Source organism: Corynebacterium sp. CTNIH16 (assembly GCF_032821655.1).
In the GTDB taxonomy this organism is placed as follows: Bacteria; Actinomycetota; Actinomycetes; order Mycobacteriales; family Mycobacteriaceae; genus Corynebacterium; species Corynebacterium marquesiae.
Window position 1 is genome coordinate 75,595 of the sequence record NZ_JAVBIG010000009.1, and the last position, 20,747, is coordinate 96,341.

General features: G+C 59.0%; 23 protein-coding genes. 9 read left to right on the forward strand and 14 right to left on the reverse strand.

Annotation, left to right across the window (positions count from 1 at the left end; genetic code table 11):
- The first annotated feature begins 57 nt into the window (after positions 1–57).
- The 5 genes from RAE04_RS08865 (at position 58) to RAE04_RS08885 (ending at position 5,190) form a co-directional block, all read left to right on the forward strand.
- On the forward strand, positions 58–2,883 hold the full coding sequence (locus RAE04_RS08865) for a DNA methyltransferase (RefSeq protein WP_317027127.1): 2,826 nt from the start codon (positions 58–60) through the stop codon (positions 2,881–2,883).
- 295 nt (positions 2,884–3,178) lie between these two features.
- Entirely contained in the window at positions 3,179–3,394 is a 216-nt protein-coding gene (locus tag RAE04_RS08870) for a hypothetical protein (RefSeq protein WP_317027128.1), read from the forward strand.
- Positions 3,369–4,016 (forward strand): hypothetical protein, encoded by a 648-nt coding sequence (locus RAE04_RS08875; protein ID WP_317027129.1) that lies wholly within the window; start codon positions 3,369–3,371, stop codon positions 4,014–4,016. The genes RAE04_RS08870 and RAE04_RS08875 overlap by 26 nt, the downstream gene beginning before the upstream one ends.
- A 156-nt stretch (positions 4,017–4,172) precedes the next feature.
- The gene (locus RAE04_RS08880) at positions 4,173–4,427 is read left to right on the forward strand and encodes a hypothetical protein (RefSeq protein ID WP_317027130.1); all 255 of its coding nucleotides are present in this window, start codon (positions 4,173–4,175) and stop codon (positions 4,425–4,427) included.
- Between the two features lie 16 nt (positions 4,428–4,443).
- Positions 4,444–5,190 (forward strand): hypothetical protein, encoded by a 747-nt coding sequence (locus RAE04_RS08885; protein WP_317027131.1) that lies wholly within the window; start codon positions 4,444–4,446, stop codon positions 5,188–5,190.
- A 1,132-nt stretch (positions 5,191–6,322) separates the two neighbouring features.
- Here RAE04_RS08885 and RAE04_RS08890 read toward each other — a convergent pair.
- From RAE04_RS08890 to ssd, 5 genes are all read right to left on the reverse strand, one after another.
- A complete protein-coding gene (locus RAE04_RS08890; RefSeq protein ID WP_317027132.1) occupies positions 6,323–6,634 on the reverse strand; it encodes a hypothetical protein in 312 nt (103 codons plus the stop codon).
- 427 nt (positions 6,635–7,061) lie between these two features.
- Positions 7,062–7,658 carry a type II secretion system F family protein gene (locus RAE04_RS08895; RefSeq protein ID WP_317027133.1) on the reverse strand — a complete coding sequence of 199 codons (597 nt, stop codon included), beginning with the start codon at positions 7,656–7,658 and terminating at the stop codon, positions 7,062–7,064.
- Positions 7,655–8,443 (reverse strand): type II secretion protein F, encoded by a 789-nt coding sequence (locus RAE04_RS08900; protein ID WP_317027134.1) that lies wholly within the window; start codon positions 8,441–8,443, stop codon positions 7,655–7,657. Before RAE04_RS08900 ends, RAE04_RS08895 begins: the two co-directional genes overlap by 4 nt.
- Complete coding sequence (locus RAE04_RS08905; RefSeq protein WP_317027135.1) at positions 8,436–9,614, reverse strand: TadA family conjugal transfer-associated ATPase; 1,179 nt, start codon at positions 9,612–9,614, stop codon at positions 8,436–8,438. Before RAE04_RS08905 ends, RAE04_RS08900 begins: the two co-directional genes overlap by 8 nt.
- Positions 9,611–10,678: a septum site-determining protein Ssd gene (gene ssd, locus RAE04_RS08910; protein WP_317027136.1), complete on the reverse strand. Its 1,068-nt coding sequence runs from the start codon at positions 10,676–10,678 to the stop codon at positions 9,611–9,613. Before ssd ends, RAE04_RS08905 begins: the two co-directional genes overlap by 4 nt.
- A gap of 460 nt (positions 10,679–11,138) precedes the next feature.
- Here ssd and RAE04_RS08915 point away from each other — a divergent pair, with 460 nt between their 5' ends.
- Complete coding sequence (locus tag RAE04_RS08915; protein ID WP_317027137.1) at positions 11,139–12,020, forward strand: HAD family hydrolase; 882 nt, start codon at positions 11,139–11,141, stop codon at positions 12,018–12,020.
- Here the strand turns inward: RAE04_RS08915 and RAE04_RS08920 are convergent.
- Positions 12,017–12,733, reverse strand: a complete 717-nt coding sequence (locus RAE04_RS08920) for an oxidoreductase (RefSeq protein WP_317027138.1) — start codon at positions 12,731–12,733, stop codon at positions 12,017–12,019. The two genes, RAE04_RS08915 and RAE04_RS08920, sit on opposite strands and share 4 nt — an antisense overlap.
- 108 nt (positions 12,734–12,841) lie before the next feature.
- Here RAE04_RS08920 and RAE04_RS08925 point away from each other — a divergent pair, with 108 nt between their 5' ends.
- Both RAE04_RS08925 and RAE04_RS08930 read left to right on the forward strand, forming a co-directional pair.
- Complete coding sequence (locus RAE04_RS08925) at positions 12,842–13,345, forward strand: phage holin family protein (RefSeq protein WP_005323120.1); 504 nt, start codon at positions 12,842–12,844, stop codon at positions 13,343–13,345.
- A 120-nt stretch (positions 13,346–13,465) separates the two neighbouring features.
- On the forward strand, positions 13,466–14,380 hold the full coding sequence (locus RAE04_RS08930) for an alpha/beta hydrolase (protein ID WP_317027139.1): 915 nt from the start codon (positions 13,466–13,468) through the stop codon (positions 14,378–14,380).
- Here the strand turns inward: RAE04_RS08930 and RAE04_RS08935 are convergent.
- The 4 genes from RAE04_RS08935 to nth are packed head-to-tail and all read right to left on the reverse strand — an operon-like array spanning position 14,377 to position 17,558.
- Positions 14,377–15,573: a MarP family serine protease gene (locus RAE04_RS08935; protein WP_317027140.1), complete on the reverse strand. Its 1,197-nt coding sequence runs from the start codon at positions 15,571–15,573 to the stop codon at positions 14,377–14,379. The two genes, RAE04_RS08930 and RAE04_RS08935, sit on opposite strands and share 4 nt — an antisense overlap.
- Before the next feature lie 57 nt (positions 15,574–15,630).
- Positions 15,631–16,332: a CoA pyrophosphatase gene (locus RAE04_RS08940; RefSeq protein WP_317027141.1), complete on the reverse strand. Its 702-nt coding sequence runs from the start codon at positions 16,330–16,332 to the stop codon at positions 15,631–15,633.
- On the reverse strand, positions 16,329–16,892 hold the full coding sequence (locus RAE04_RS08945) for a TlpA disulfide reductase family protein (protein WP_317027142.1): 564 nt from the start codon (positions 16,890–16,892) through the stop codon (positions 16,329–16,331). The genes RAE04_RS08940 and RAE04_RS08945 overlap by 4 nt, the downstream gene beginning before the upstream one ends.
- 9 nt (positions 16,893–16,901) lie before the next feature.
- Positions 16,902–17,558, reverse strand: a complete 657-nt coding sequence (gene nth / locus RAE04_RS08950) for an endonuclease III (protein WP_317027143.1) — start codon at positions 17,556–17,558, stop codon at positions 16,902–16,904.
- A 340-nt stretch (positions 17,559–17,898) separates the two neighbouring features.
- Between nth and glxR the strand changes: the two genes are divergently transcribed.
- Positions 17,899–18,582 carry a CRP-like cAMP-activated global transcriptional regulator GlxR gene (gene glxR, locus RAE04_RS08955; protein ID WP_005323128.1) on the forward strand — a complete coding sequence of 228 codons (684 nt, stop codon included), beginning with the start codon at positions 17,899–17,901 and terminating at the stop codon, positions 18,580–18,582.
- A gap of 220 nt (positions 18,583–18,802) precedes the next feature.
- Here the strand turns inward: glxR and RAE04_RS08960 are convergent, their stop codons facing one another.
- From RAE04_RS08960 to RAE04_RS08975, 4 genes are read right to left on the reverse strand one after another with little or no spacing between them, the layout of a single operon-like run.
- Complete coding sequence (locus RAE04_RS08960) at positions 18,803–19,618, reverse strand: MBL fold metallo-hydrolase (protein ID WP_299137045.1); 816 nt, start codon at positions 19,616–19,618, stop codon at positions 18,803–18,805.
- Positions 19,619–19,636: 18 nt separating this feature from the next.
- Entirely contained in the window at positions 19,637–20,095 is a 459-nt protein-coding gene (locus RAE04_RS08965; RefSeq protein ID WP_317027144.1) for a RidA family protein, read from the reverse strand.
- A complete protein-coding gene (locus tag RAE04_RS08970; protein ID WP_005323131.1) occupies positions 20,096–20,254 on the reverse strand; it encodes a DUF4177 domain-containing protein in 159 nt (52 codons plus the stop codon).
- A gap of 45 nt (positions 20,255–20,299) precedes the next feature.
- Positions 20,300–20,623, reverse strand: a complete 324-nt coding sequence (locus RAE04_RS08975; RefSeq protein ID WP_005323132.1) for a WhiB family transcriptional regulator — start codon at positions 20,621–20,623, stop codon at positions 20,300–20,302.
- Between the last annotated feature and the right edge of the window lie 124 nt (positions 20,624–20,747).

Below are 20,747 nucleotides of genomic sequence, written 5' to 3' on the forward strand. Positions count from 1 at the left end.
TGCTAATCCGCCCTGTGTGAGCCTCTTGCCAGAGGTGTATACGATACTCTGAACCGTATGCCTAGTTCCCAGCTTTCTCGTGATGAAATCCACCGCAATCTAGATTCTTTCCGGAGTCATTGGCTGAGAGAGCTCGAGGAGTGGAAGGCTGAGGGCCTGACTGGTCAGGAGCAAAAAGCAGCACAGCGTTTCTGGATTGACCTATTCTCTTGCTTTGGTATCACCGCCCAACGCATGAACCTGTTTGAAAGGAATGCACGCCGTAGCGATACCGGCAACACTGGCCGTATCGACTTGTTTTATCCCGGTGTGGTCATTGGTGAAGCAAAAAAGCCGGGCGTAGACCTCGAGGTTGCTTATCAACAGGTTCTGGATTACCTCAATGGCGGTAGTATCCGGGATTTTGAATATCCGAGATATATTCTGTGCTCGAATTTCGAAGAGTTCAGATTAATTCGCCTCGGTGATACGAGCTTTGATGTGAGCTTCGGGCTATCCGAAGTAGTGGACTACCTGGATTCTCTCAAGTTTCTTGCGGGGTATGACACTGTAACTCGGGCGGAAGAAGCTCGTGCGAGTATTCAAGCTTCCCGGCTTATGGCTGAGTTGTTTACCGCTATGGCGGGTGACGACGTTGACGAGGCTGTTGGTGATGAGGCTCCTACGAATTTTCACGATGAGGAGCTTCGGGTACACGAGACTTCGATGTACCTAACCCGGTTGTTGTTCCTGCTCTTCGGAGACGATGCGGGGTTGTGGGAAGCAGACCTGTTTACTCGTTTTGTAGAGGAGAACACCACCGCTGACAACCTCGGGCCCCAGCTTAATGCGCTGTTCGAAGTGCTGAATACGCCTGACAATCGTCGCCGCCATGTACCGGATTCTATGGCCGCGTTTCCTTATGTGAACGGTGCTATTTTTGCTGAGCCGATGCGGACTCAGTATTTCACCCCAGCTATGCGTACCGCGCTTCTGCACGCTTGTCGGTTTAACTGGAGTGAGATTAGCCCGGCTATTTTTGGCTCATTGTTCCAGTTGGTGAAGTCCAAAGAAGCCCGCCGCTCAGACGGCGAGCACTACACTTCGGAAACCAACATTCTGAAGACGCTGCAACCACTTTTTCTGACAGAGCTTCGAGAGAAGGCAGAGCGGCTGATTACCTCTAGGTCCACCACGGTTAAGGCGCTACGAGAGTTCAGAGATTCGTTAGCTGAGTATGCGTTTCTGGACCCCGCTTGTGGCTCCGGTAACTTCCTTATCGTCGCCTATCGGGAGCTCAGGAAGATAGAGACAGACCTTATCGTTGCTATTCGCCGTAAAGAGGGCACGCTGGATGATATGGCGCTTGACGTGTCATTCGAGCAGAAATTAAGTATCGGCCAGTTCTATGGTATCGAGTTGAACTGGTGGCCTGCTCGTATTGCAGAAACTGCGATGTTCCTTGTGGACCATCAATGCAACAAAGAGCTTGCACAGCGTATCGGAGCAGCACCCGAGAGGTTGCCTATCCGGATAACCGCCCATATCCACCACGCTAATGCGCTTGCTGTTGATTGGTCCCTGATTGTGCCAGAACCTAAGGGCGAAACTTTCGTCTTTGGTAACCCGCCGTTTATTGGTGCTCGAATGATGGACAAAGAGCAGAAGCAGGAACTTAATCGCGTTTGGAATGGGGCTAAGGGTGTTAATCAGCTGGATTACGTTACGGGCTGGCACGCTCAGGCACTGAAGATGTTCCAGAAGCGCCGGGGGAGGTTTGGTTTCGTCACCACCAATTCAATTACCCAAGGTGACCAAGTACCGCGTTTATTTGGCCCTATTTTCGATGCGGGGTGGCGTATTCGGTTTGCTCATCGCACGTTTTCTTGGGATTCGGAGGCCCCTGGTAAGGCAGCCGTTCACTGTGTGATTATTGGATTTGATAGGCAGGATTCTCCAACGCCTCGGTTATGGGATTACCCAAGAGTTAATGCTGAACCTGAATTGGTTCCGGTTACGAGATCTATTAATGCGTACCTCGTTGATGGTCCAAACGTTTTGATAGAGAAGCACTCTAAGCCGCTTTCTGATGTGGCTCCAGCTCGTTTTGGGAGCATGCCCAATGATGGTGGGAACCTGATTGTTGAGGTTGAGGAGTACGAGGAGGTTTCTTCGGACCCCGTAGCGGCTAAGTATCTTCGCCCGTTCCGGATGGGGAAGGAACTCGTAAGAGGCCTGGAGCGCTGGTGCCTATGGATGGAGAACCTGGAGCCGGGGGACGTTGAGAAGAGCGAGATTCTTCGCTCTAGGGTTGAAGCTGTGAGAACTCACCGGCTCAAGAGCAAGAGAGCAGCTACGCAAAAGAGAGCAGCTACCCCGTACCTGTTTGGAGAGCTTCACCAGCCAAGTACTTCTTATGTAGGCATACCGAGGGTAGTCTCAGAGGCTCGTAGATACTACACGGCTCAGCATCTTTCTCCAGAGATAATTGCGGGCGACAAGGTTTATACAGCCGTAGACCCTGATGGGCTCTTATTTGGGCTTATTTCTTCCTCCATGTTTATTACTTGGCAAAAGACGGTTGGAGGCCGTCTGAAAAGCGATTACAACTTTTCAAATACTATTGTGTGGAACACGTTCCCGGTTCCAGAGCTATCCGATAAGCAGCGAGAGAGCATTATTAAGGCTGGTAAGAAGGTACTGGAAGCTCGTGAGCTTCACCCTGAGCGGTCTTTGGCTGAACACTACGCACCTCTGAGCATGGCACCTGAGCTCGTTAAGGCACACGATGCTTTGGACCGGGAGGTAGATAAGGCGTTTGGTGCTTCTCGGAAATTATCGAATGAGAGGCAGCGGCTCGAGTTGTTGTTCTCTAATTACCAACGGCTAACTGAGGTAGCCTAACCCCTGTTATTGTAACAATTTGATAACATAGGGGGCTCATAGTGACATAAACTGTCATTTTCTCACCTATGTATATAGTGAGAGTGTTTTTAGAACAGGGTGTCTATTTTTCTACTCTCGCACTCTGCCGTCGGCACTCATAGACGGTGCTTCTGTTTCTCTAGGTTGAGTCCTTGGCCGTGCTTTAACTCTAGGTCGTTCCTTCTGAAGGACTAGGGCCCCGGGTAATTCCGGGGCCTTTTTCTTTTTGTCTTTAAAAGTAACGTTACTTCTGGTTTAAGAAAGGTTTTATTAAATGAAACGTTATGCGAATGGGAAGACCCGGGAAGAGCAGGCCCGTCATAACCAAAATTATCGACGCAAGCAGAAGCAAGCTCGAACCTGGATTGCGGATATAGCAGCGGCTCTAGGGGAGCCGAAAGAAGCTGTTGTGAAGATGGACGCGGTACGTGTTGCCGCGCTGATAAGGGAAGGATTCGAAAAGAGTGAACGGCCTAGAAGCTCGGATTAGAGAGTACTTATCTAATCCAAAGCACAAGAAGTTATCTAAAGCGCTTAGGGAAGAGCTGGATTCAGAGGGCTTAAAGTACTGCTATTACTGCAAAACTGTTAAGCCGCTAGCTGATTACAACCGCAAAGGCGCTGGTTATCGTAGTCAATGCAGGGACTGTCAGCATTCGTACCATTACGCTAATCACGAGCGCGAGTTAGCTCGTATGCGGAAATATAAGGCTGAGCATACCGAGCAGATTGCAGCACAATGCAAGCTATACAGGGAGCTTAATCCGCTCCCTGGACGTATCGTCGATGGTCGCCGTAGGGCTGAGAAGCTAGGAGCGCCCGTTGAGGAGTTCAGGGCGAAGGATGTTTACGAGTACTGGGGCTCTGTGGGCTTGGACCCTTGGGTTTCTGCGTACTCTGGCCAGCCCTTAAGTCCAGACAATTACGGGCTAGACCACATCATTCCGCTAAGCGCACCTGATACCCCGGGGCATGTGGCTTGGAATTTAGCTCCCTGTACTCAGCTGGAGAATAAGCGAAAATTTAACCGTCGGGTGTTGCCATTCCGTCTTTTAGCGTTATTAGCCCTGCACGAAGAGGAGAAGAAGAGTGAAGAAGCGGATTTCGAATAATCCATACACCCCTAGGTTGGAAGACCCGCCGCCCTCGAGGCTTCCGTTTTGTCCTGGTGATTTAGCCCGCCCCGCCTCAGAGTATGGCGGGCTTTTATTTTACCCAACCACGCCCGAGGATCGGCAATCGATGTTTTACGGAAGGAATGAATAGTTATGAGTTATATCCCATTGAACGGGGAGAAAGTCATTGAGAAGGCCAATGGCGCGCTCGAGCGTCGTCAAACACCCGCCACCGTGTTACGAGAAGCTTTGGCTGGGGTTAACAATGATGCTCCAGATGGTTCCAACGGAGCCACGAAATCAGAGCCTGTCAAGAAAGCTGTAGACCCGTCACAAGGCCGGGGCTATCCCGGTAAAGCAAAGCGCCCAGACCCGCTTTTGGACGCTGTTTTGAAGGCTGTTTATTAAGAATTAGAAGGAGTTTATGATTATGCTTAATGTCTCGAATTGGAATCTGAAGCACCCGAAAAAGGTCAAAGACCTGCTAGAAGCCCAAGCTAAGCTCGAGGAAGCGGTGCATGCACCCGCCCCGAGCAATGATGGTTTCCTTAGTGCCGAGACTCTTGAAGCAGCGATTGATGAACACACCCGGTTCGCCCTGTATAACGGCGACCATCGTCGCCAAGCTATCAACCTGGCACAATCCACTATTGAACGTCAGTTAAAGGCTGAAGTAAATAACAACCTTGATAATTATGTGAAGCAGGTTGAGGCAATCTTTAACCCTGCTGCTGAAGCTTATGCAGAGGCTGTAGAGCAGTTGCCTTCCTCTAAGTTCACCGCTGAGGATGTCCTAGCCTTCTCGGAATCGCAGAGGGAGGCATATCATACCGCCCGAGAAGCAGCTGGGGTTATCAGCTGGACGGCAGGCTGGTTGCACGACTTGCTAGACCTTCCTGGGCAGAGCCTGGGTAACTGGGGTAAGTGGTTCCTGGTCTGTGCCCCTGAGTCTGTGGCTGGGCTTACCTGTCTGTTCCTTGAGGAGGAGCACACTGGGGAGAAGGGGTATGATGCCCTCCTACCACCACTCCTACGCGCCCTGCGTGAGGGTGCAGAGCTACGCGTGGCTACGCCTGCACAGGCGCGTTCTGAGGCAGAAAAATTAGAGGCAGAGCGCCAGAATATGAGTAACGAGGCTTGGCTAACCCTACGCCGTAACTTAAAGCTCTAAGCCCCTAAGGGCCGTTGGGGAGCCTGAGTGTTAAGGCTCCCTAAAATGCCCTCTGAGCAGGCAATATGTCCTGTTAGTTGGCGGTACCCCATCATGGGGAACCCCACCGGGTATACCCTCGCCCCCAAAAGGAAGACCGGACGGTATTGCGCCTACGCTTTTGCATGCTGTTTTATTTATGGATTTTTTAGGAAGTGATTAATTTGGATGCTGATTTTGGCCCTGCCGGGGCTAGGCTGGTTGAGAGTATCACAGCCACGTTCGACTTCTCGGAGGAGCCTGGAAAGCTGGCTATTCTTGAGCGTGCTGCTCGTACTGCGGACACCATAGCAGCGTTGGAGGCTGAGGCGGCTACTCAGTCTCTCACAGCCAAAGGTTCGATGGGCCAAGCGGTTATCAATCCATTGGTTGCAGAGGCTCGAGCTCAAACGAGCCTTCTGGATAAACTACTCAAGTCCCTAGGTCTTCCAGAATCCGATGAGGAGACCGCAGCAAGGGCAGAGCAAAGGCGACGGCAGGCTAAGAAGGCAGCTCAAACGAGGTGGGGGAACCGATGACTATCCGCAAGGGTTCACAGCGGGGTGTGTCTCCTGCCGATGTTGCTACTCAGATTCGGGCTCATACGTACCCGGTGGAAGTGCCATTCAGTGAGTGGGCTGAGGAGACTAAGACCTATTGCTACCTCGTTGCTGGCAACACAGACCACGGGTTTATTTGCGAAGCTGGTGAGATTGCCGAGGTCTCCTTAGCAGATTGGTTCCGAGCGGTGTTCCGTACAGACCTTGGTTCTGCCCCGGCTGGGGTGCAGTGGATAGCTCCTCGAGAAGAATAAGCTGTTTCCATGCCCTACGGGCCTAATAGGCCTGTTGGGGATGCGGGCTCCTCGGGCTGATTTAGGCGGATTTTCCACCCGTTATGACCTGCGTGTTTAGTTTTGTCGATTCGCTGTATTGCCTTCTAAGGTGTTTTGATATTTTCCTGGACTAATTGCCCGGGGAAGCATTTTGAGACCCTTAGAATGCGTTTTAGAGGGCCTGGAAGGTAGCCGTAGGGAGCCCTGGTTACGATTTTGGTGTGGAGCGTCTAGTTACCCAGTTCTCCAGTCTATCTAATCCTCTTTGCACAGGTTTTCTTATTCCGGCTTTTTCATTATTTGATACCGAGAAATGGCCTGAAGAAGGAAGCCACCAACTGCATTAATGACAGAGCAACCGTAAACGACCTGAGTCCCTGCCCCAGCGTCGCTGAAACTCTCGGTCTGTGCAGTGTTAGGAAGCGCGATTAGGGCCAAGACCAATAGCAGCACAGCTAAGGCCATGTATGCCGTCATTACTCCCCTTAGCCCTTTTCCTTGAAAGTTGTGCTCGAAGGTTTCTTTATCAAGGAAGCAAGAAACAAGGGATAATGACAATAAGGCTATTACTGCGGTAAGTGCTGTTTGCATAGCCCGATGCTATCAACCGTTGAATCAGCTACCAGAGTGGTTAGGTGCCCTAAGGTTTCAAGCAATCCACTCACCCTTGGGTGCCTTCCATAAGAATTATTGGATACAAGGCATGTATATGCTTCTAGGGAATCCCCCTATAGGGATTCCTCTTAATTATAGTTAACCCAACGATTCCGACCGTAAGCTATGTGGGCCTCGGTGGGGGCAGTGAGCACCGGGAGCTCCCCGCCAATCTCCAACCGACACCACTTCCACAGGGGGGATTGTGGCACCTGTATGTTCGCACAGCCTGAGCAGTCTCGCATCTTCTAGGGTATAAAAGTTTGACAATTGAGTATTCAATGGTGCTCATCCCCTCGTCATTGCGGATGAGCTGGGAATACTTCTGAAGTGCGTGCATGTTACTTGTCCTTTCTGATGATGTTTAGAGAAGTTGCGCGCCCAGGCTGATTACTACGGGCGCAAGGCCTAGAACGATGAATGCTGGCAGGAAGCACACCGCCAGCGGGAGGGCGATAAATACTCCTGCGCGCTCCGCCTGTGCTGTGGCGTGGGCGGATGCTTCCGCGCGCAAAGAAGTACAGATTCGGTGGCATCCGGCCGCGATTGTGGCGCCGGATTGGCCCGACATGATGACAAGCTGCGCTAAGTCCTCCAGCCCCGCATGGCCCTTCATGTGGCCCCACGCGGACTGCGCGGGAACCCCCACCCCGAGTAGCGCGGCGACGGCTCCCCACAGCTCCTTAGTCTGGGCATCCGCGGTGCGGGCCACCGCGGTGGTGGCGCCGTGCACGGAGAGCCCTGCGGCCAGGCACGCTGCGAAAAGTTCGACGTCGCCAGCTACTACCAGTGGATCCAGCGGTGCGGCGGGCTTGAGCTTGCTTATCAGTCCCCCGCGCTCGGTCGGGCCATCGCGCGGGGTCTTGGCGGTGGTCTTGGTTGCGCTGGCAGGTGCCAAGCGGGCGGTGTGCGGCGGCAGGCCAACGAGGGTGGCGAGGGCGATAAAGATGAGCGGGATCATGCGGCCGCCTTCCGGATAATGACGCGCGACCAGGCGAACCCGCCGCAGGCCAGCGCCACGCCCACCACAAGGAGAATGCCGCCTAATCCGCCGCCTAAAAGGAAGCCGAGCGAGTTGGCGCCCATGGCCCCTCCCATGGCGATGCCGGCTATGGGCAGACACGCGAGCACCGTGGCGGTTGCTTGGGGGCCTTGCAGACTAGCGGAGGTGGATTGCTGGTGGCGTCGGGAAGCGTCGAGGCGGCTTTGCGCTTGGTCGAGCAAGCTGGCCACCGCAATGCCGTGGTAGGTGGAAAGCTCTAATAGGTGGCCTAAGCGGTGAAGCTCTGGCAGGGCCTTGCCGCCTTGCGCATCTATCAGCGCCATGTGCGGCGGCGCACCGCGCGCGGCGAGGGTGGCCGTGGATTCTAGTGCTGCGGATACCTCGCACGGGGTAGTGGCTGGAAGGGACTCCACGCCGCGGGCGAGCGCGCCAGCCAGGGTCGCCCCCGCACGCAGGTCCGCGGTGACCACGCCCAGGTAAGCGGCCAGCCCCTCGCGGCCGCGCCGCTCTGCCCGCGCAGCCACTAAGTCTTTGACGTACCAGGACACGCACCACGCGATAATGGCGGCAGCGATGGCAATGCTAATGCGTCCCACCGAGTAGAAGACCAGGCTGCCGCAAAAGACTGCGCCTAGGATCACCACGGAGCTGGTCTGTGCCCGGCGCGGGGCGGAGGCCAAGCGACCGGCACTCGAGGGCGCGGGTATTAGCAGCGCAGCAGCAAGGATGAGGTAGCTAAGCATGGCTGACCTCCCCGGCATGCTCTCCCAGCAGCTGCGCGGAGAATTCCGCGAAGCCTTCTGCCGGGCCATCTTCGGCGCTCCAGATGATGCGCGGGGTCACTGGGTTTCCCTCGAGCAGGCCGATATGGGCGAGGCGGCGGCCCTGCGGGGTGCGCTCCATGGTCAGCACCATGTGCACAGCCGCCGCCAACTGCGAGTGCAGCGCCGCGCGGTCCAAGCCGCCGAGGGCGGCGAGAGCCTCCATGCGGGCTGGTACTTCAAAGAGAGAATTGGCGTGCAGCGTGCCGGCGCCGCCATCGTGGCCGGTGTTGAGCGCGGCGAGGAGATCCACCACCTCGCGGCCGCGGATTTCGCCCACCACGATGCGGTCCGGCCGCATGCGCAGCGCTTGGCGCAGCAGTTGTGACATCGTGACCTCGCCGCTCCCCTCCGCGTTGGCCCGGCGCGAGACCACACTGACGCAGTGCGGGTGATGTGGGGAGAGCTCGGCGGTGTCCTCGATAACGAGGATGCGTTCACGCTCGGAGACGGTTCCCAAAAGCGCGGAGAGCAGGGTGGTTTTGCCGGAACCAGTGCCGCCGATGACTAGGAAGGAAAGCCGCTTGTCTACCACGGCGCGCAGCAGTGCCGCGATGTCTTCTGGCAGCGTGCCATTGTCTACAAGCTGGGGCAGGGTTGTCTGCGCTTGGCGCAATACGCGCAGGCTCAGGCAAGTCCCGGCCACTGCGGGTGGGCTCAGCAGTGCGTGGACGCGCAACACGACACCATCGGGGCGAGTGACGCGGCCATCGGCAAAGGGCTGCGCATCATCGAGGCGCGTGCCTGAAGCTGCCGCAAGCCGGCTGGCCAGCTGGCGGACCTCGGCATCATCGCGGAAGGTGATATCGGTGCGCTCGAGGCCTTCGCCGCGGTCCATGAATACCGCGTCTGGCCCGTTGACTACGACGTCTGTGACGCCCTCGCGCCCCAGCACCGCATCGAGAGGCCCCATCCCGGTGGCGTCTTGGCGCAGGCGGCGCAGCAAATCAAGCACTGCAACGTCACTAATCACGCCGGCTTCTGCGCGAATGCGCCGGGCCAGGGCTGCAGCATCCTGTACCAAGTTAGGCTCAGCGGCAATGATGCGCTGCATCTTTTCCAGCGTTTCTTGTGCTGCTTTATGCTCGCTCATGCACCGACCTCCTCGAGGACCGCGCGGGCGGCCTTACGCAAGGGTGCGGGGAGGCGCTGCGGTAAGCCGCCGATTTCTACCGTGCGGGTGAGACCCCGGAGCGTTGGCAATTCTGCCAGCACCGTGCTGTGGACGATGCGTTCTACTTCCGCCGCGCTTAACGACGCCCACTGGCGTTGCCGCAGCACCACCACGCACCTGCGCCGCGCGGCATCGAGACGCACCAGAAGCTGCGCGGCCGACGCGGCCGAGCGCACCTCCGCGGCCACCACGATAACCACGTGGGTACAGGCATCTGGGATGGTCTCCGGGGTGCAATCCACCACGCATACTCCCTCGCCCGCATGGGCCGCACCTACCACCCGCGCGAGCAGATCCTTTTCTAGGCGAAAGGGATCCGCGACGGTGCTGCGCGCGGCGGAGAGCACCGCTACCCCATCAGGCGTGGATGGCAGCGCGCGGTAGAGATCAGCGGCATCGATGCTGCCATCGCCCACGGTAAGCTCCGGCCAGCGCGCCCCCGGTTCCGCTTCTACGCCGAGCAAGAGGTCGAGGCCGCCGGAGCATGGGTGGGCGTCAACAAGCAGGGCGCGACCGTCGACTGCGCTCTGGGTGCGGGCCAACGCGGCCGCAAAGGTAGAAGCGCCCACCCCACCGCTCGCGCCAAGCACAGCGATGGTCGCACTGCCCAGCCGCGCTTCCTGCGGCGCGCCCGCCGCGGCAATGCTCGCCAGCAGCTCCTTAACCTGGGCGGGGATGATAAAGGCGCTCTCTGCGTGGCAGGCGAGCGCCGCCTCGTAATCAATCGGTCCGGGGTCCGCGGCCAAGAAAAGCACCGGCGCAGGCGCGGTGTGGGTGCGCCGCGCTGCTGCCACCACGCGGGCCATCAAGGAATCAACCAGCACCGCATAGGCGCCGGGCAGGCTGCGTGGGATATCGCGGGGATCGGTTACGGTCAGCACATCGTGGCTGGTCGCAGCCGCGGCGTGAACGGCCTCGGCGCGCAGCGCTTCGTCACCAATGGCGACGACGATGACGGCGGAATCAGGGTGTAGTGCGTTCATGCCTCATAGCCTGAAGCATTCGCGCAACCGCAGCGAGGCTTTGGCGGCAGTGCTGTTGATAACTCGCCAGAAGTCACCATGTGGACCTAGTTTGGTTGCCGTTTCAACCAAAAATCTGTGGATAACCCGCTCCGCACGGCGGTAGATATAGGTGACGGCCCGCGCATCGGGGGGGGTGTGCGCGCGGGCCGTCAGTAACCCGGCCTCGGGGGGTGAGCCGGGGCAGGCCGCACGGTATATCGGGGCCTTGCACGGATTATTATGACATGTTCGCCACCCAATCACAACAGCTAACAGGAGATTTCCACGGTCATGACGCTGACCTGCACCGAATGCATGTTCACTCAGTACCACCCCCACGCGGGTTCCTAATCCCACATCAGTGGCATATAAATCACCGTTAACGTCAGCCACTTCTACATCATCATGCGCTTAGGGCAGCTACACTCGGCAGCACATCATGACTACTTCCCGCGAGCCCCGTCATCCCCGCCGCACCGCCACCACCCGCGCCGGCGGCGACCCCGCACGCACCGCGGCGTTTTTCGATCTGGATAAGACCATCATCGCCACCTCCTCGGCCTATGCGTTTGGCCGCGAATTCCTCCACAACGGGCTCATCTCGCCGGCCGAAGCACTGCAGCTATCACTTGCTAAGGCCAGCTATATGTTCTCCGGCCTGACCAGCGAAGGCATGGATTCCACCCGCGACCAGCTCACCGCAATGGTTACGGGCTGGTCCGTGGACGAGGTGCGCGCCATCGCCCGCGAGACCATGCACCACGTGGTCACGCCCTCCATTTATGCCGAGGCCCGCGAACTCATCTGCGCCCACCGCGCTGCTGGCCACCACGTGGTCATCGTCTCTGCCTCCGCGGCCGTGCTGGTGGACATCATCGCAGAGGAACTCGGCGTCGAGCACGTCATCGCCACCGAATTGGCAGAGGAAAACGGCCGTTTTACCGGGGAGGTGCTCTTCTATTGCAAGGGCCCCAATAAAGCGGCGGCCCTAGAGCAGACCGCAGCGGCAGAAAACCTCGACCTTAATGCCAGCTACGCCTACTCGGATTCCGCTACGGATATCCCGATGCTGGAAAAGGTAGGCCACCCCGTCGCCGTCAACCCAGACAAGCAACTAAAGCGCCATGCCCTCGCCCACGAGTGGAATATCCGCTCCTTTAAGGACCCGGTGCCGCTCCTTGCTGCTCCGACTGCCAAGGAAATTGGAATCGGCGCCTCCGTGCTAGCAGGTACAGCAGCAGTTATTGGCGCCGGACTGTGGCTAACACAGCATCCGGGCCGCCCTGGCCCGTCCAAGCGGGGCTCACGGCGCGCCTCTTAGGCCGCGCGGGCAATCGCGTCGGCTTCTTTGCCACCGGCGGTCCAGGCGGCGAGGTGGGTTAAGAGGGCGTCGGCAAGCGCGGTGCGATAATTGCCCACCGCGGCGGCATAGTCGGCACGGCGGCGGGTATAGTAGACCTCGGGCACGGCGAAACCGCGCGGGTCAAAGCCCGTATGCACCGCGGCGAGGCGGGAGGCAACGCGGGCGACGAGGCCACTGCGCGGGCCAAAGAACTCGCCGGCGGCAATCTCGGCATGGACCACACTCGGCAGCAAGAGATCGAAGGCGGGACCGCCACCCTGCGCGATGAGCCGGCCCAGCCTTTGCAAGCGCGCACTCTCGCCGGCCGGAATGCCGGTACCGCCGGCCGCGACGTCGATGCGCGCCAGTACCTGCAGCGGTGCTCGGGCAAAGGAGCGCACCGTTGCATCTAAGAGTTCCGGGGCGGCCACGGAATAGACGCTGACAGCGCTGGCCAGCGGCCCTTCTTTCATATCTTCCGGTCCCGGATGTGGGGGGATGGCGTGGCCGTCCAGCGCCACGCTGGCTCGGGCGCCGCGCATGAGGGACTCCGCAGAGATAACCTCAAACTTGCGCAATCCTGCAGGTCGGCGGTGTGCGCGGGCGATGGCAGCGGCGGCCTTTTCTGCACTTTCTTTCACCCCCGGCAGGCGAAACAGCGGGGATAACGCGTCATTTTCTGACATATCCATTAGGATAGCCGTGGAAGTCCCTAAGTATGCGTGGCACCATGGGATAATAGTGATTCCATTATTATTGGGGACATTACAAGGTTTAGATAAACGCGAGGAGAATTAATCGTGAGCAACGACGGACTTTTTACCGACGGTACTGATCAATTTGCACCGAAGGTGAACTCGATCCCTTTGAGTGACGTGGATACGTCCTCGTCCGAGACCTCGGTAGGCCAGCTGGTCTCCAACGCTACCGAGCAGATGTCCCAGCTCGTGCGCTCCGAGGTGGAGCTAGCCAAAACCGAGCTGGCAGAGTCCGCTAAGAAGGGCGGCATCGGTGCAGGCCTCTTCGGCGGCGCAGGCACCATCGCACTGTATAGCTCCTTCTTCTTTTTCTTCTTCCTGGCCGAGCTTCTCGCCGTCTGGCTGGACCGCTGGGCAGCGTTCCTGATCGTCTTCCTGATCATGATCGTCCTCGCTGGCATCCTGGCCTTCGTTGGCCTGAAGAATGTCAAGCAGGTCAAGGCCCCGCAGAAGACCATTGACTCCACCAAGGAGCTCAAGAACCTGGTTCCGGGCAAGGCACAGAAGTCCCTGGACCGTAAGAACACCCACGGCCTCTACACCTAAACCGGCAGGCGCCACGCGTACGTGCACCCCTCTATCCGCCCTAGCTAGCCTGGGGCGGATTTTGTGTACTTCCTCCCCTTTTCTCTACCGTTTCTGCCCCAACTATAGAAAGGCGGCACCATGGCCTTCGCACCCCTGCCTCCCTCAACGGTGGAGCTGGATGGACCTTATGCGCATGAGTTCGTCCACACCCGCGGCATCCGCCTGCACATCGCCACGGCGGGCGATAGCACGCAGCCACTCGTGGTGCTTATCCACGGCGCCTTTGGTGGGTGGTTCGACTATCAAGAAGTCATTGCGCCGCTTGCGCAGCGCGGATTCCATGTCGCGGCCGTGGACATGCGGGGCTTTGGTATGTCCGATAAGCCACCCATTGATCCGGGACAGGATATCCGTACCTTGGTGGGCGATATCAGCGGTCTTATCCAAGCCTTGGGTCACGACGACGCCTTTGTAGTAGGCGCGGATACCGGCGGCGCGGTGGCCTGGTGCTTGGCCGCGGAGCGCCCCGAGCGGGTGCGCGGCTTGGCTTCCATTTCCGCCGCCCACCCGGTGGATCTGCGCCGCGCGATTGCCGCCCGGCCGTGGGATTTTGGGTGGATTAACCTGCGCTCACTGCTATGCCGCCTGCCGCGCGTCACCCGCGCCCACAACCTACTGCTTAGCCCGCGCGCCTACCGCAAGGAGCTGGATCTGGATACGGGGCCTTCGCTTGCCGACGCCCCCCTAGACCGCATCCTCGATCTCCGCCTGCGCGCCTCCCGCATCGGCAGCGTCCGCCGCGGAATCTTGTGGAACCACCGCATGCGCACCGCCGTGGTCCCCTTGAACTGGGTAGAACTGGTAGTAGAGCGTCCCGTACTTTTCATCCACGCCCAGCAGCGACTGTGGAACCCCGTGGTCCGCCGCGCCGCCCTGCGCGCCCGCCGCGGATTTACCGCCACGACCGTCCCCGGCGCGAAGAACCTTCCGCACCTGGAAGTACCAGCGGATTTCGTTGCCACGCTGGCGGCGTGGCTACAAGAACACAGCTAGTGCGCCACGCACTCGCCGGTATCTACCGGGTGGGTAAGCTGCGTGATGTCCCCGATCTGGGCATTGACCTCATCAGCGGTTAAGGCATAGCCCGTCTCGGAATCATCCACCGAGGCACCGAAGACCACGCCGAGAACCTCGCCGGCCGTGTTGACTAGCGGCCCGCCGGAATTTCCTTGTTGAATCTTGCCGCGCACGGTGTAGGAATCGCGCTCTACATTCCCATGCGAATAGATATCCGGGCCGGAAATGGTGATGCGATCGCGCACGCGGGCCATCTCGGCGTCGAAAGGCCCGGAGTGCGGGAAGCCCATGACCATGGCATCATCGCCCGTTTGAGCTGGGGTCTGGGCCCACGGCAGCGGATCGATACCTAGGTCGCGCGAGTGCAGCACCGCCACATCCACATCCGGGTTGTAGTAGACCACGGTCGCGTCCTTAAGCCCCAGCTTTGTATCAAGGCGCACGGTCTGTGTGCCGGCTACTACGTGGGCATTGGTGATCACGTAGTCCTCGGCCGCCACGAAGCCGGAGCCCATGAGGCGGCGGGAGCACTCTTCGGCGTCGCCAAGCACGTGAATGATGGACGGCCGCATGCGCCGCACCAGCTCTGGATCCTGTACGTCCGGATCCGGCTCTTCTACTTCCTCGGTGCTCATCGAGTTTTGCCACGGCGAGACTAGCGGCGGCAGGCCGGATTCATTGAGCATCGCCGCCACGCCATTGGGCAGCGCCGCTACCTGCGCTGGCGCGGCCGAATTCAGGTTGCCCAAGATGCGAGAATCGCGCAGGCCCTCACCAGCTGCACCGCCTAGGTTGGTGGCCACGGGGATAGAAATGAGCCATATAACCACCAAGGCGGCAAAGGCTTGAAAAACCGCGCCCACGGCGGAATCGAGGCGCTGCGTCTTGCGCGCCTTCATGCGATCGCGCACGCTGCCGCCCAACGAGGATCCGATGAGCTGGCCGATGCCCACAAAAAGCACCAAGACTCCCACCAATAGCAGCAAGCGCAACGATGGCTGATCCACCAAGCGCAAAGCGGCCGGAGCCACGGCAATGCCTAGCACTACCCCCGCGCCCACACCAATGGAGGCCAATACCGCCGCGAGGGCGCCATTGCGCCACCCACTCAGGAGCGCTATGAGGACGGCGACCACAATCAGGCCGTCAACGATGAGCGCAGGAGTCATGGCTATGGGTTCTTTCTATCTGGGGTTTAAGACGTATACATACCGCGGTACCAGCGGTTAGGACATCTTCTCATTATTGCGGGAGTTTGTGAGGGAGTCACGCAGGTCCATGACTGAATTGTTATCCCATGGAACGCTCCACCCGGCGTGCTGCAATAGTGCCGAGAGCACGCCGGCGGTAAAGCCCCAAATGACGTAGCCATTGGCGTGAAATGCTGGTCCTTGCCACTTTCTAAAGCCCACCATGAAGCGGTTGCGCGGATCGACCAACTCCCGGATAGGCACGAGAAACACGTCATCGGTTTCATCGGGGCTGGCGGGATAGACCTCCCCCGGCTGGGCCCAATGCGCCAAAATGGGGCTCACCGGATTGCCGGTGGCGCGGATGTGCAGCTGCTCCCACTGCTCCAGCGGGGTCACGGAATTGCGCTGCAGGTCCGTTTCCTCCCAGGCTTCCCGCAGCGCGGTATCCACCAGGGAGATATCGGCGGGATCCCGGCGGCCGCCGGGAAAGGCTATCTGGCCCGAGTGCGAGCGCATGGACGGCGAGCGATGCGTGAGCAAAATGCTGGCCTCCTCCGCACTCTCACCGCTCAGCAGCATAAGCACGGCCGCCTCCCGCTTGACCGGCACCTGCGCATTGGTGCCGTTAAGGGACGAAGCCTGGCGGTTGCCAATGAGCTCTTGCACCTGGCTGGGGTCTACGCCTAGCGCCGGCTGGAGCCATTCTGGCGTGCGCTCGGGAAGGAGTTGACTCATGCCGCAATCGCCTCCTCCACGGCCTTTTCAATCTCCGCTGCGGAGCTAAACGGCTGCGCAAATTGCTTGCGCACCTCACCGTTCTTGAGAACCACCGTCACCGGCACCACGCCCGGCAGGCCCAGCTCACCGGCAAACCTATTATCCGAATCCTGGAAGCTGGGCAGTTCCACGCCCAAGTCATTCAAAAAGGCCGCGCCATTTCCTGCGTTCTTATCCGCGTGCACACCCACGACCTGCCAGTCCGGATGCGCGTCTGCCACATCCTGCAGGTAGGGAAGTTCCGCGCGGCACGGCTCGCACCACCACGCCCACACATTGACCACGCTGACGCCTTCATCGGCGGGCTTTCCGGCGGCCGCACCGCCTAGGCACTCCAGCCTTACTCCTGCCACGGTGCCGGCCGGGCAGTCCGGGCGCTGCGGGACTTCTTGCTGGGAAGCCTCGCTTGGCGACGCCTCCTCGGATCCGTCCCCACCCCGCAACTGCGAGACCCCCACGACCGCGATAACGGCAATGAGGATCGCGGCAATCACCGTGCCAAGGACGTAGTTCTTCATACCGTTAGCCTAGCGCCCACGAGCAGCTGGACACATATCCCACAGAACGCATGCATCGCACTCCGGCGTGCGCGCATGACATACCTGGCGCCCGTGGAAGATGACACGGTGTGAAAACATCGTCCACTCTTCTTCCGGCACGAGCTTAGCGATGTCCCGCTCAATCTTGACCGGCGTCGACTCCCCCGTCAGCCCAAGCCGCTGCATGAGGCGCCCGAAGTGCGTATCCACGGTCAGTCCGGGGATCCCGAAGGCGTTTCCGAGCACCACCAGCGCGGTCTTGCGACCAACACCGGGCAGGCTGGTCAGTTCCTTGACCGTGCGCGGGACCTCGCCTTGAAAATCTGCCACCAGCTTCTCCCCAATGCCCAAAAGGTGCCCCGCCTTAGCGCGCTGAAAGCCCAACGGCCGCAGTATGCTCTCCAAATCCGAGCGCTGCGCGGCCGCATAATCCGCCGCCTCTGGGTAGCGGGCAAAGAGTTCAGGAGTCACCGAATTCACCCGCTCATCCGTGCATTGCGCGGAAAGAACGGTGGCAATGAGCAGCTGCAGCGGGGATTCATAATCCAAGGCACACCGTGCATCCGGATACTCCTGCGCCAAACGCCGATTTACCTCCGGTGCGCGCAGCTCCGGCGCGCTGGCCGCTGACAGTGCTGAATTCATGGGGTTTAGCTTAGTAGACTAGGAAAACATGATTTCACTCGTCATTCTGGTACCACTTGCCATCGCCCTTTTCGCCCTCCTGATGGAAAAGCTCGAGGCAGTCGTTTTTGCTGACTAGGCCGCAAAACTGCTGGCCTGAACCGTGCACTAGCACGAGTAGAGTTTCTATAGTGTGACAAAATTTCACTGAAGTACCAAAAGTGACCAATTACACTGTAAGATGAAACGCGTTACACAGTGACCCCGCTTGTTCCGCATTGTCGAGTGCATGAAAGACCGCACCCAGATGTGGCGCAGGCTCATCTATGGACTTTCGTAGTCGACATCCAAGGAGTAAAACGTGGAAGGCGTACAGGACATCCTCTCCCGCGCCGGAATCTTCCAAGGCGTTGATCCCGTTGCAGTGCAGCACCTAATCGAGCAGATGGAGACCGTGCGCTACCCGCGCGGAACCACCATCTTCGACGAAGGCGAGCCTGGTGATCGCTTGTACATCATCACCTCGGGCAAGATTAAGCTCGCCCGCCACGCCCCGGATGGCCGCGAAAACCTGCTGACGGTCATGGGCCCATCCGATATGTTTGGCGAGCTGTCCATCTTCGATCCGGGCCCGCGCACCTCCTCCGCAGTCTGCGTGACCGAGGTTCAGGCCGCCACCATGAACTCCGAGCTGCTCAAGAAGTGGGTTGGTGACCACCCCGAAATCGCCCAGCAGCTGCTGCGCGTGCTGGCTCGCCGCCTGCGCCGCACCAACGCCAACCTGGCTGACCTCATCTTTACAGACGTTCCGGGCCGCGTGGCAAAGACCTTGCTGCAGCTGGCTAACCGCTTCGGTGTTCAGGAAGGCAGCGCCCTGCGCGTGAACCATGACCTCACCCAGGAAGAGATTGCCCAGCTGGTGGGCGCTTCCCGTGAGACCGTCAACAAGGCGCTGGCCACCTTCGCGCACCGCGGTTGGATCCGCCTCGAGGGCAAGTCCGTGCTCATCGTCGACACCGAGCACCTCGCCCGCCGCGCTCGCTAAGACCGCGCCAGCCCGCTACCCCGCTTCGGCGGGGTCTCGTTGGTTTTGCCCCCTTTAACCAGTTCCGCACCGCACTTGTGGCCACGGTAGGCTCCACACTGCATCGCTTGGGGGCCGTACCGCGGCCGTACGTTGACCCTGCGCGCCTCCTGCCTCAGGCCCACAGCACAATTAAGCCCCTCTTCCCACCAAAGAGGAAGAGGGGCGAATGAAGATAGGCTTATTTAGCCTCGCCGTCCAAGTACTTCAGCGCGGTGCGCGTGGACTGCTCCGCAGCGTGGCGCAGCACCGGGTCCACATCGTCATACATCTCGTTGACCAGGGTATTCAAATCCACATCATCGCCTAGGCGGGAGCGGATCTCTTTAATCTGGTCAAGACGGTAGTGGCGGCGGTCAATGTACTTGCGGGCCACCTGAGAGGTGTCATCCAAGTCCGGACCGTGTCCTGGAAACAGCGCAATATCCTTACCGCGCTCTTCCAAGGTGTCGAGGGTGTGCAGGTAATCGGCTAAGTTACCGTCCGTCTCCGAAAGGAGAACGGTGTGGCGGCCGGCGATGGTGTCACCAGAGACAATGCCCTCGAGGCGGGAATTTCCCACCTCCCCGCTCCACACAAAGAAGCAGGTGGAATCCGCGGTATGACCTGGGGAGTGCACGACCTCGAGACTTGGGGTAATGCCATCGAGGGAGATGTGCTCACCATCCTGGAGAGCCTCAGCACCATTGCAATAGCTCGGATCGAAGGCGCGGATGGGGGCGCCGGTCATCTGCCGCAAGCGTTGTGCGCCCGAAGCGTGGTCATCATGGCGGTGGGTAACCAAAATCAAAGCCACCTCACCTGCGTTGCGGTGCACAACGTTGAGATGGCCTTCATCCTCAGGACCCGGATCCACGACGATCGCCCGAGAGTCTTCAACGGCGCGAATAATCCACGTATTCGTACCCTCCAGGGCGGTGTAGCTGGGGTTATCACAAAGGACTACGCCAACGGATTGGCTGACGGGACGCAATTGACTATATGCGGGGTGCTCCATAGTTACTAGCCTATCCGATCAAGCAGCAATTTCTACGATTAGTTCGATCTCTACCGGGGCGTTTTTAGGCAACGCAGCTACGCCCACGGCGGAGCGAGCATGCTTTCCAGCATCCCCGAAGACCTCACCGATGAAATCGGAGGCACCATTGATAACTACCGGCTGGTCTGCATAGACCGGATCGGAGGCCACAAACCCCACGATTTTTACCACGCGGGAGACATTGTCCAAGCCAACTTCGGCATCGATAGCGGCGAGCGCATTCAGCGCCGCGATGCGTGCCTGTTCCTGGGCTTGTTCCGTGGTGACTTCGGCGCCAACCTTGCCAGTCAGCGGCAAGGCGCCTTCCACGAGGGGAAGCTGACCAGAGGTCCAGACCTGATCACCCACGCGCACGGCCGGCACATAGGACGCTAGCGGCTTGGCGACGCCCGGAAGCTCATACCCCAGCTCCCGCAAGCGAGCATGAAAGCCCATTTACTCTGCCACCTCGCGCTTGAAGTAGGCCACGACGTTTTCCGGGTTAGGACCCGGGGTGACGGTGACCAGTTCCCAGCCATCTTCACCCCAAGAATCGAGGATCTGCTTGGTGGCGTGGGTGAGGACAGGTGCGGTTGCATATTCCCATTTAGTCATGGGGCCCATTCTAACTATTAAATACGCCCCACGCCGTCTAAATTCTTAAATCCCGACGAGCTCGCCGCCTTGGGCCAAGTAGTGAGCCCAATCCGTGATGTGGGGGTTCTTGCGCAGCAGGGCACGACGCTGGCGCTCGGTCAGCCCGCCCCAAACACCGAACTCGACGCGATTATCCAGGGCGTCGGCGCGGCATTCGGTCAGCACCGGGCAGTGGCGGCAAATGACGGCCGCCTTGCGCTGTTCAGCACCGCGAACGAATAGAGCATCCGGGTCGCCCTTGCGGCATTTGGCCTGGGTGACCCACTCACCACGCTCGGGATTTCGGGCTGTATTAGACATTCCAGCAGTCTTCACACGAACGGTCATGGGTGAGTGTGCTCCTTCCCAGACGGAATACTATGTAACGCATCTAAGCCTATTCACCCAGGTAGGAGATTGTCTAACACGTCACACTTTAGGGGGTGCGAGTGATCTTCCACCCACCAAGGGC

Excerpts from the sequence above, each read along its gene's own strand:
- RAE04_RS08940 (WP_317027141.1), bottom strand. The coding sequence starts at position 16,332 with ATGAGTCAACTCCTTCCCGAGCGCACGCCAGAATGGCTCCAGCCGGCG.
- RAE04_RS08935 (WP_317027140.1), bottom strand. The coding sequence starts at position 15,573 with ATGACTCCTGCGCTCATCGTTGACGGCCTGATTGTGGTCGCCGTCCTC.
- RAE04_RS08960 (WP_299137045.1), bottom strand. The coding sequence starts at position 19,618 with ATGGAGCACCCCGCATATAGTCAATTGCGTCCCGTCAGCCAATCCGTT.
- RAE04_RS08920 (WP_317027138.1), bottom strand. The coding sequence starts at position 12,733 with ATGGATATGTCAGAAAATGACGCGTTATCCCCGCTGTTTCGCCTGCCG.
- RAE04_RS08965 (WP_317027144.1), bottom strand. The coding sequence starts at position 20,095 with ATGGGCTTTCATGCTCGCTTGCGGGAGCTGGGGTATGAGCTTCCGGGC.
- RAE04_RS08900 (WP_317027134.1), bottom strand. The coding sequence starts at position 8,443 with ATGCTTAGCTACCTCATCCTTGCTGCTGCGCTGCTAATACCCGCGCCC.
- RAE04_RS08895 (WP_317027133.1), bottom strand. The coding sequence starts at position 7,658 with ATGATCCCGCTCATCTTTATCGCCCTCGCCACCCTCGTTGGCCTGCCG.
- RAE04_RS08870 (WP_317027128.1), top strand. The coding sequence starts at position 3,179 with ATGAAACGTTATGCGAATGGGAAGACCCGGGAAGAGCAGGCCCGTCAT.
- RAE04_RS08915 (WP_317027137.1), top strand. The coding sequence starts at position 11,139 with ATGACTACTTCCCGCGAGCCCCGTCATCCCCGCCGCACCGCCACCACC.
- RAE04_RS08930 (WP_317027139.1), top strand. The coding sequence starts at position 13,466 with ATGGCCTTCGCACCCCTGCCTCCCTCAACGGTGGAGCTGGATGGACCT.
- RAE04_RS08945 (WP_317027142.1), bottom strand. The coding sequence starts at position 16,892 with ATGAAGAACTACGTCCTTGGCACGGTGATTGCCGCGATCCTCATTGCC.
- RAE04_RS08890 (WP_317027132.1), bottom strand. The coding sequence starts at position 6,634 with ATGCAAACAGCACTTACCGCAGTAATAGCCTTATTGTCATTATCCCTT.
- RAE04_RS08970 (WP_005323131.1), bottom strand. The coding sequence starts at position 20,254 with ATGACTAAATGGGAATATGCAACCGCACCTGTCCTCACCCACGCCACC.
- RAE04_RS08885 (WP_317027131.1), top strand. The coding sequence starts at position 4,444 with ATGATTATGCTTAATGTCTCGAATTGGAATCTGAAGCACCCGAAAAAG.
- RAE04_RS08975 (WP_005323132.1), bottom strand. The coding sequence starts at position 20,623 with ATGACCGTTCGTGTGAAGACTGCTGGAATGTCTAATACAGCCCGAAAT.
- RAE04_RS08865 (WP_317027127.1), top strand. The coding sequence starts at position 58 with ATGCCTAGTTCCCAGCTTTCTCGTGATGAAATCCACCGCAATCTAGAT.
- RAE04_RS08880 (WP_317027130.1), top strand. The coding sequence starts at position 4,173 with ATGAGTTATATCCCATTGAACGGGGAGAAAGTCATTGAGAAGGCCAAT.
- RAE04_RS08905 (WP_317027135.1), bottom strand. The coding sequence starts at position 9,614 with ATGAGCGAGCATAAAGCAGCACAAGAAACGCTGGAAAAGATGCAGCGC.
- nth (WP_317027143.1), bottom strand. The coding sequence starts at position 17,558 with ATGAATTCAGCACTGTCAGCGGCCAGCGCGCCGGAGCTGCGCGCACCG.
- ssd (WP_317027136.1), bottom strand. The coding sequence starts at position 10,678 with ATGAACGCACTACACCCTGATTCCGCCGTCATCGTCGTCGCCATTGGT.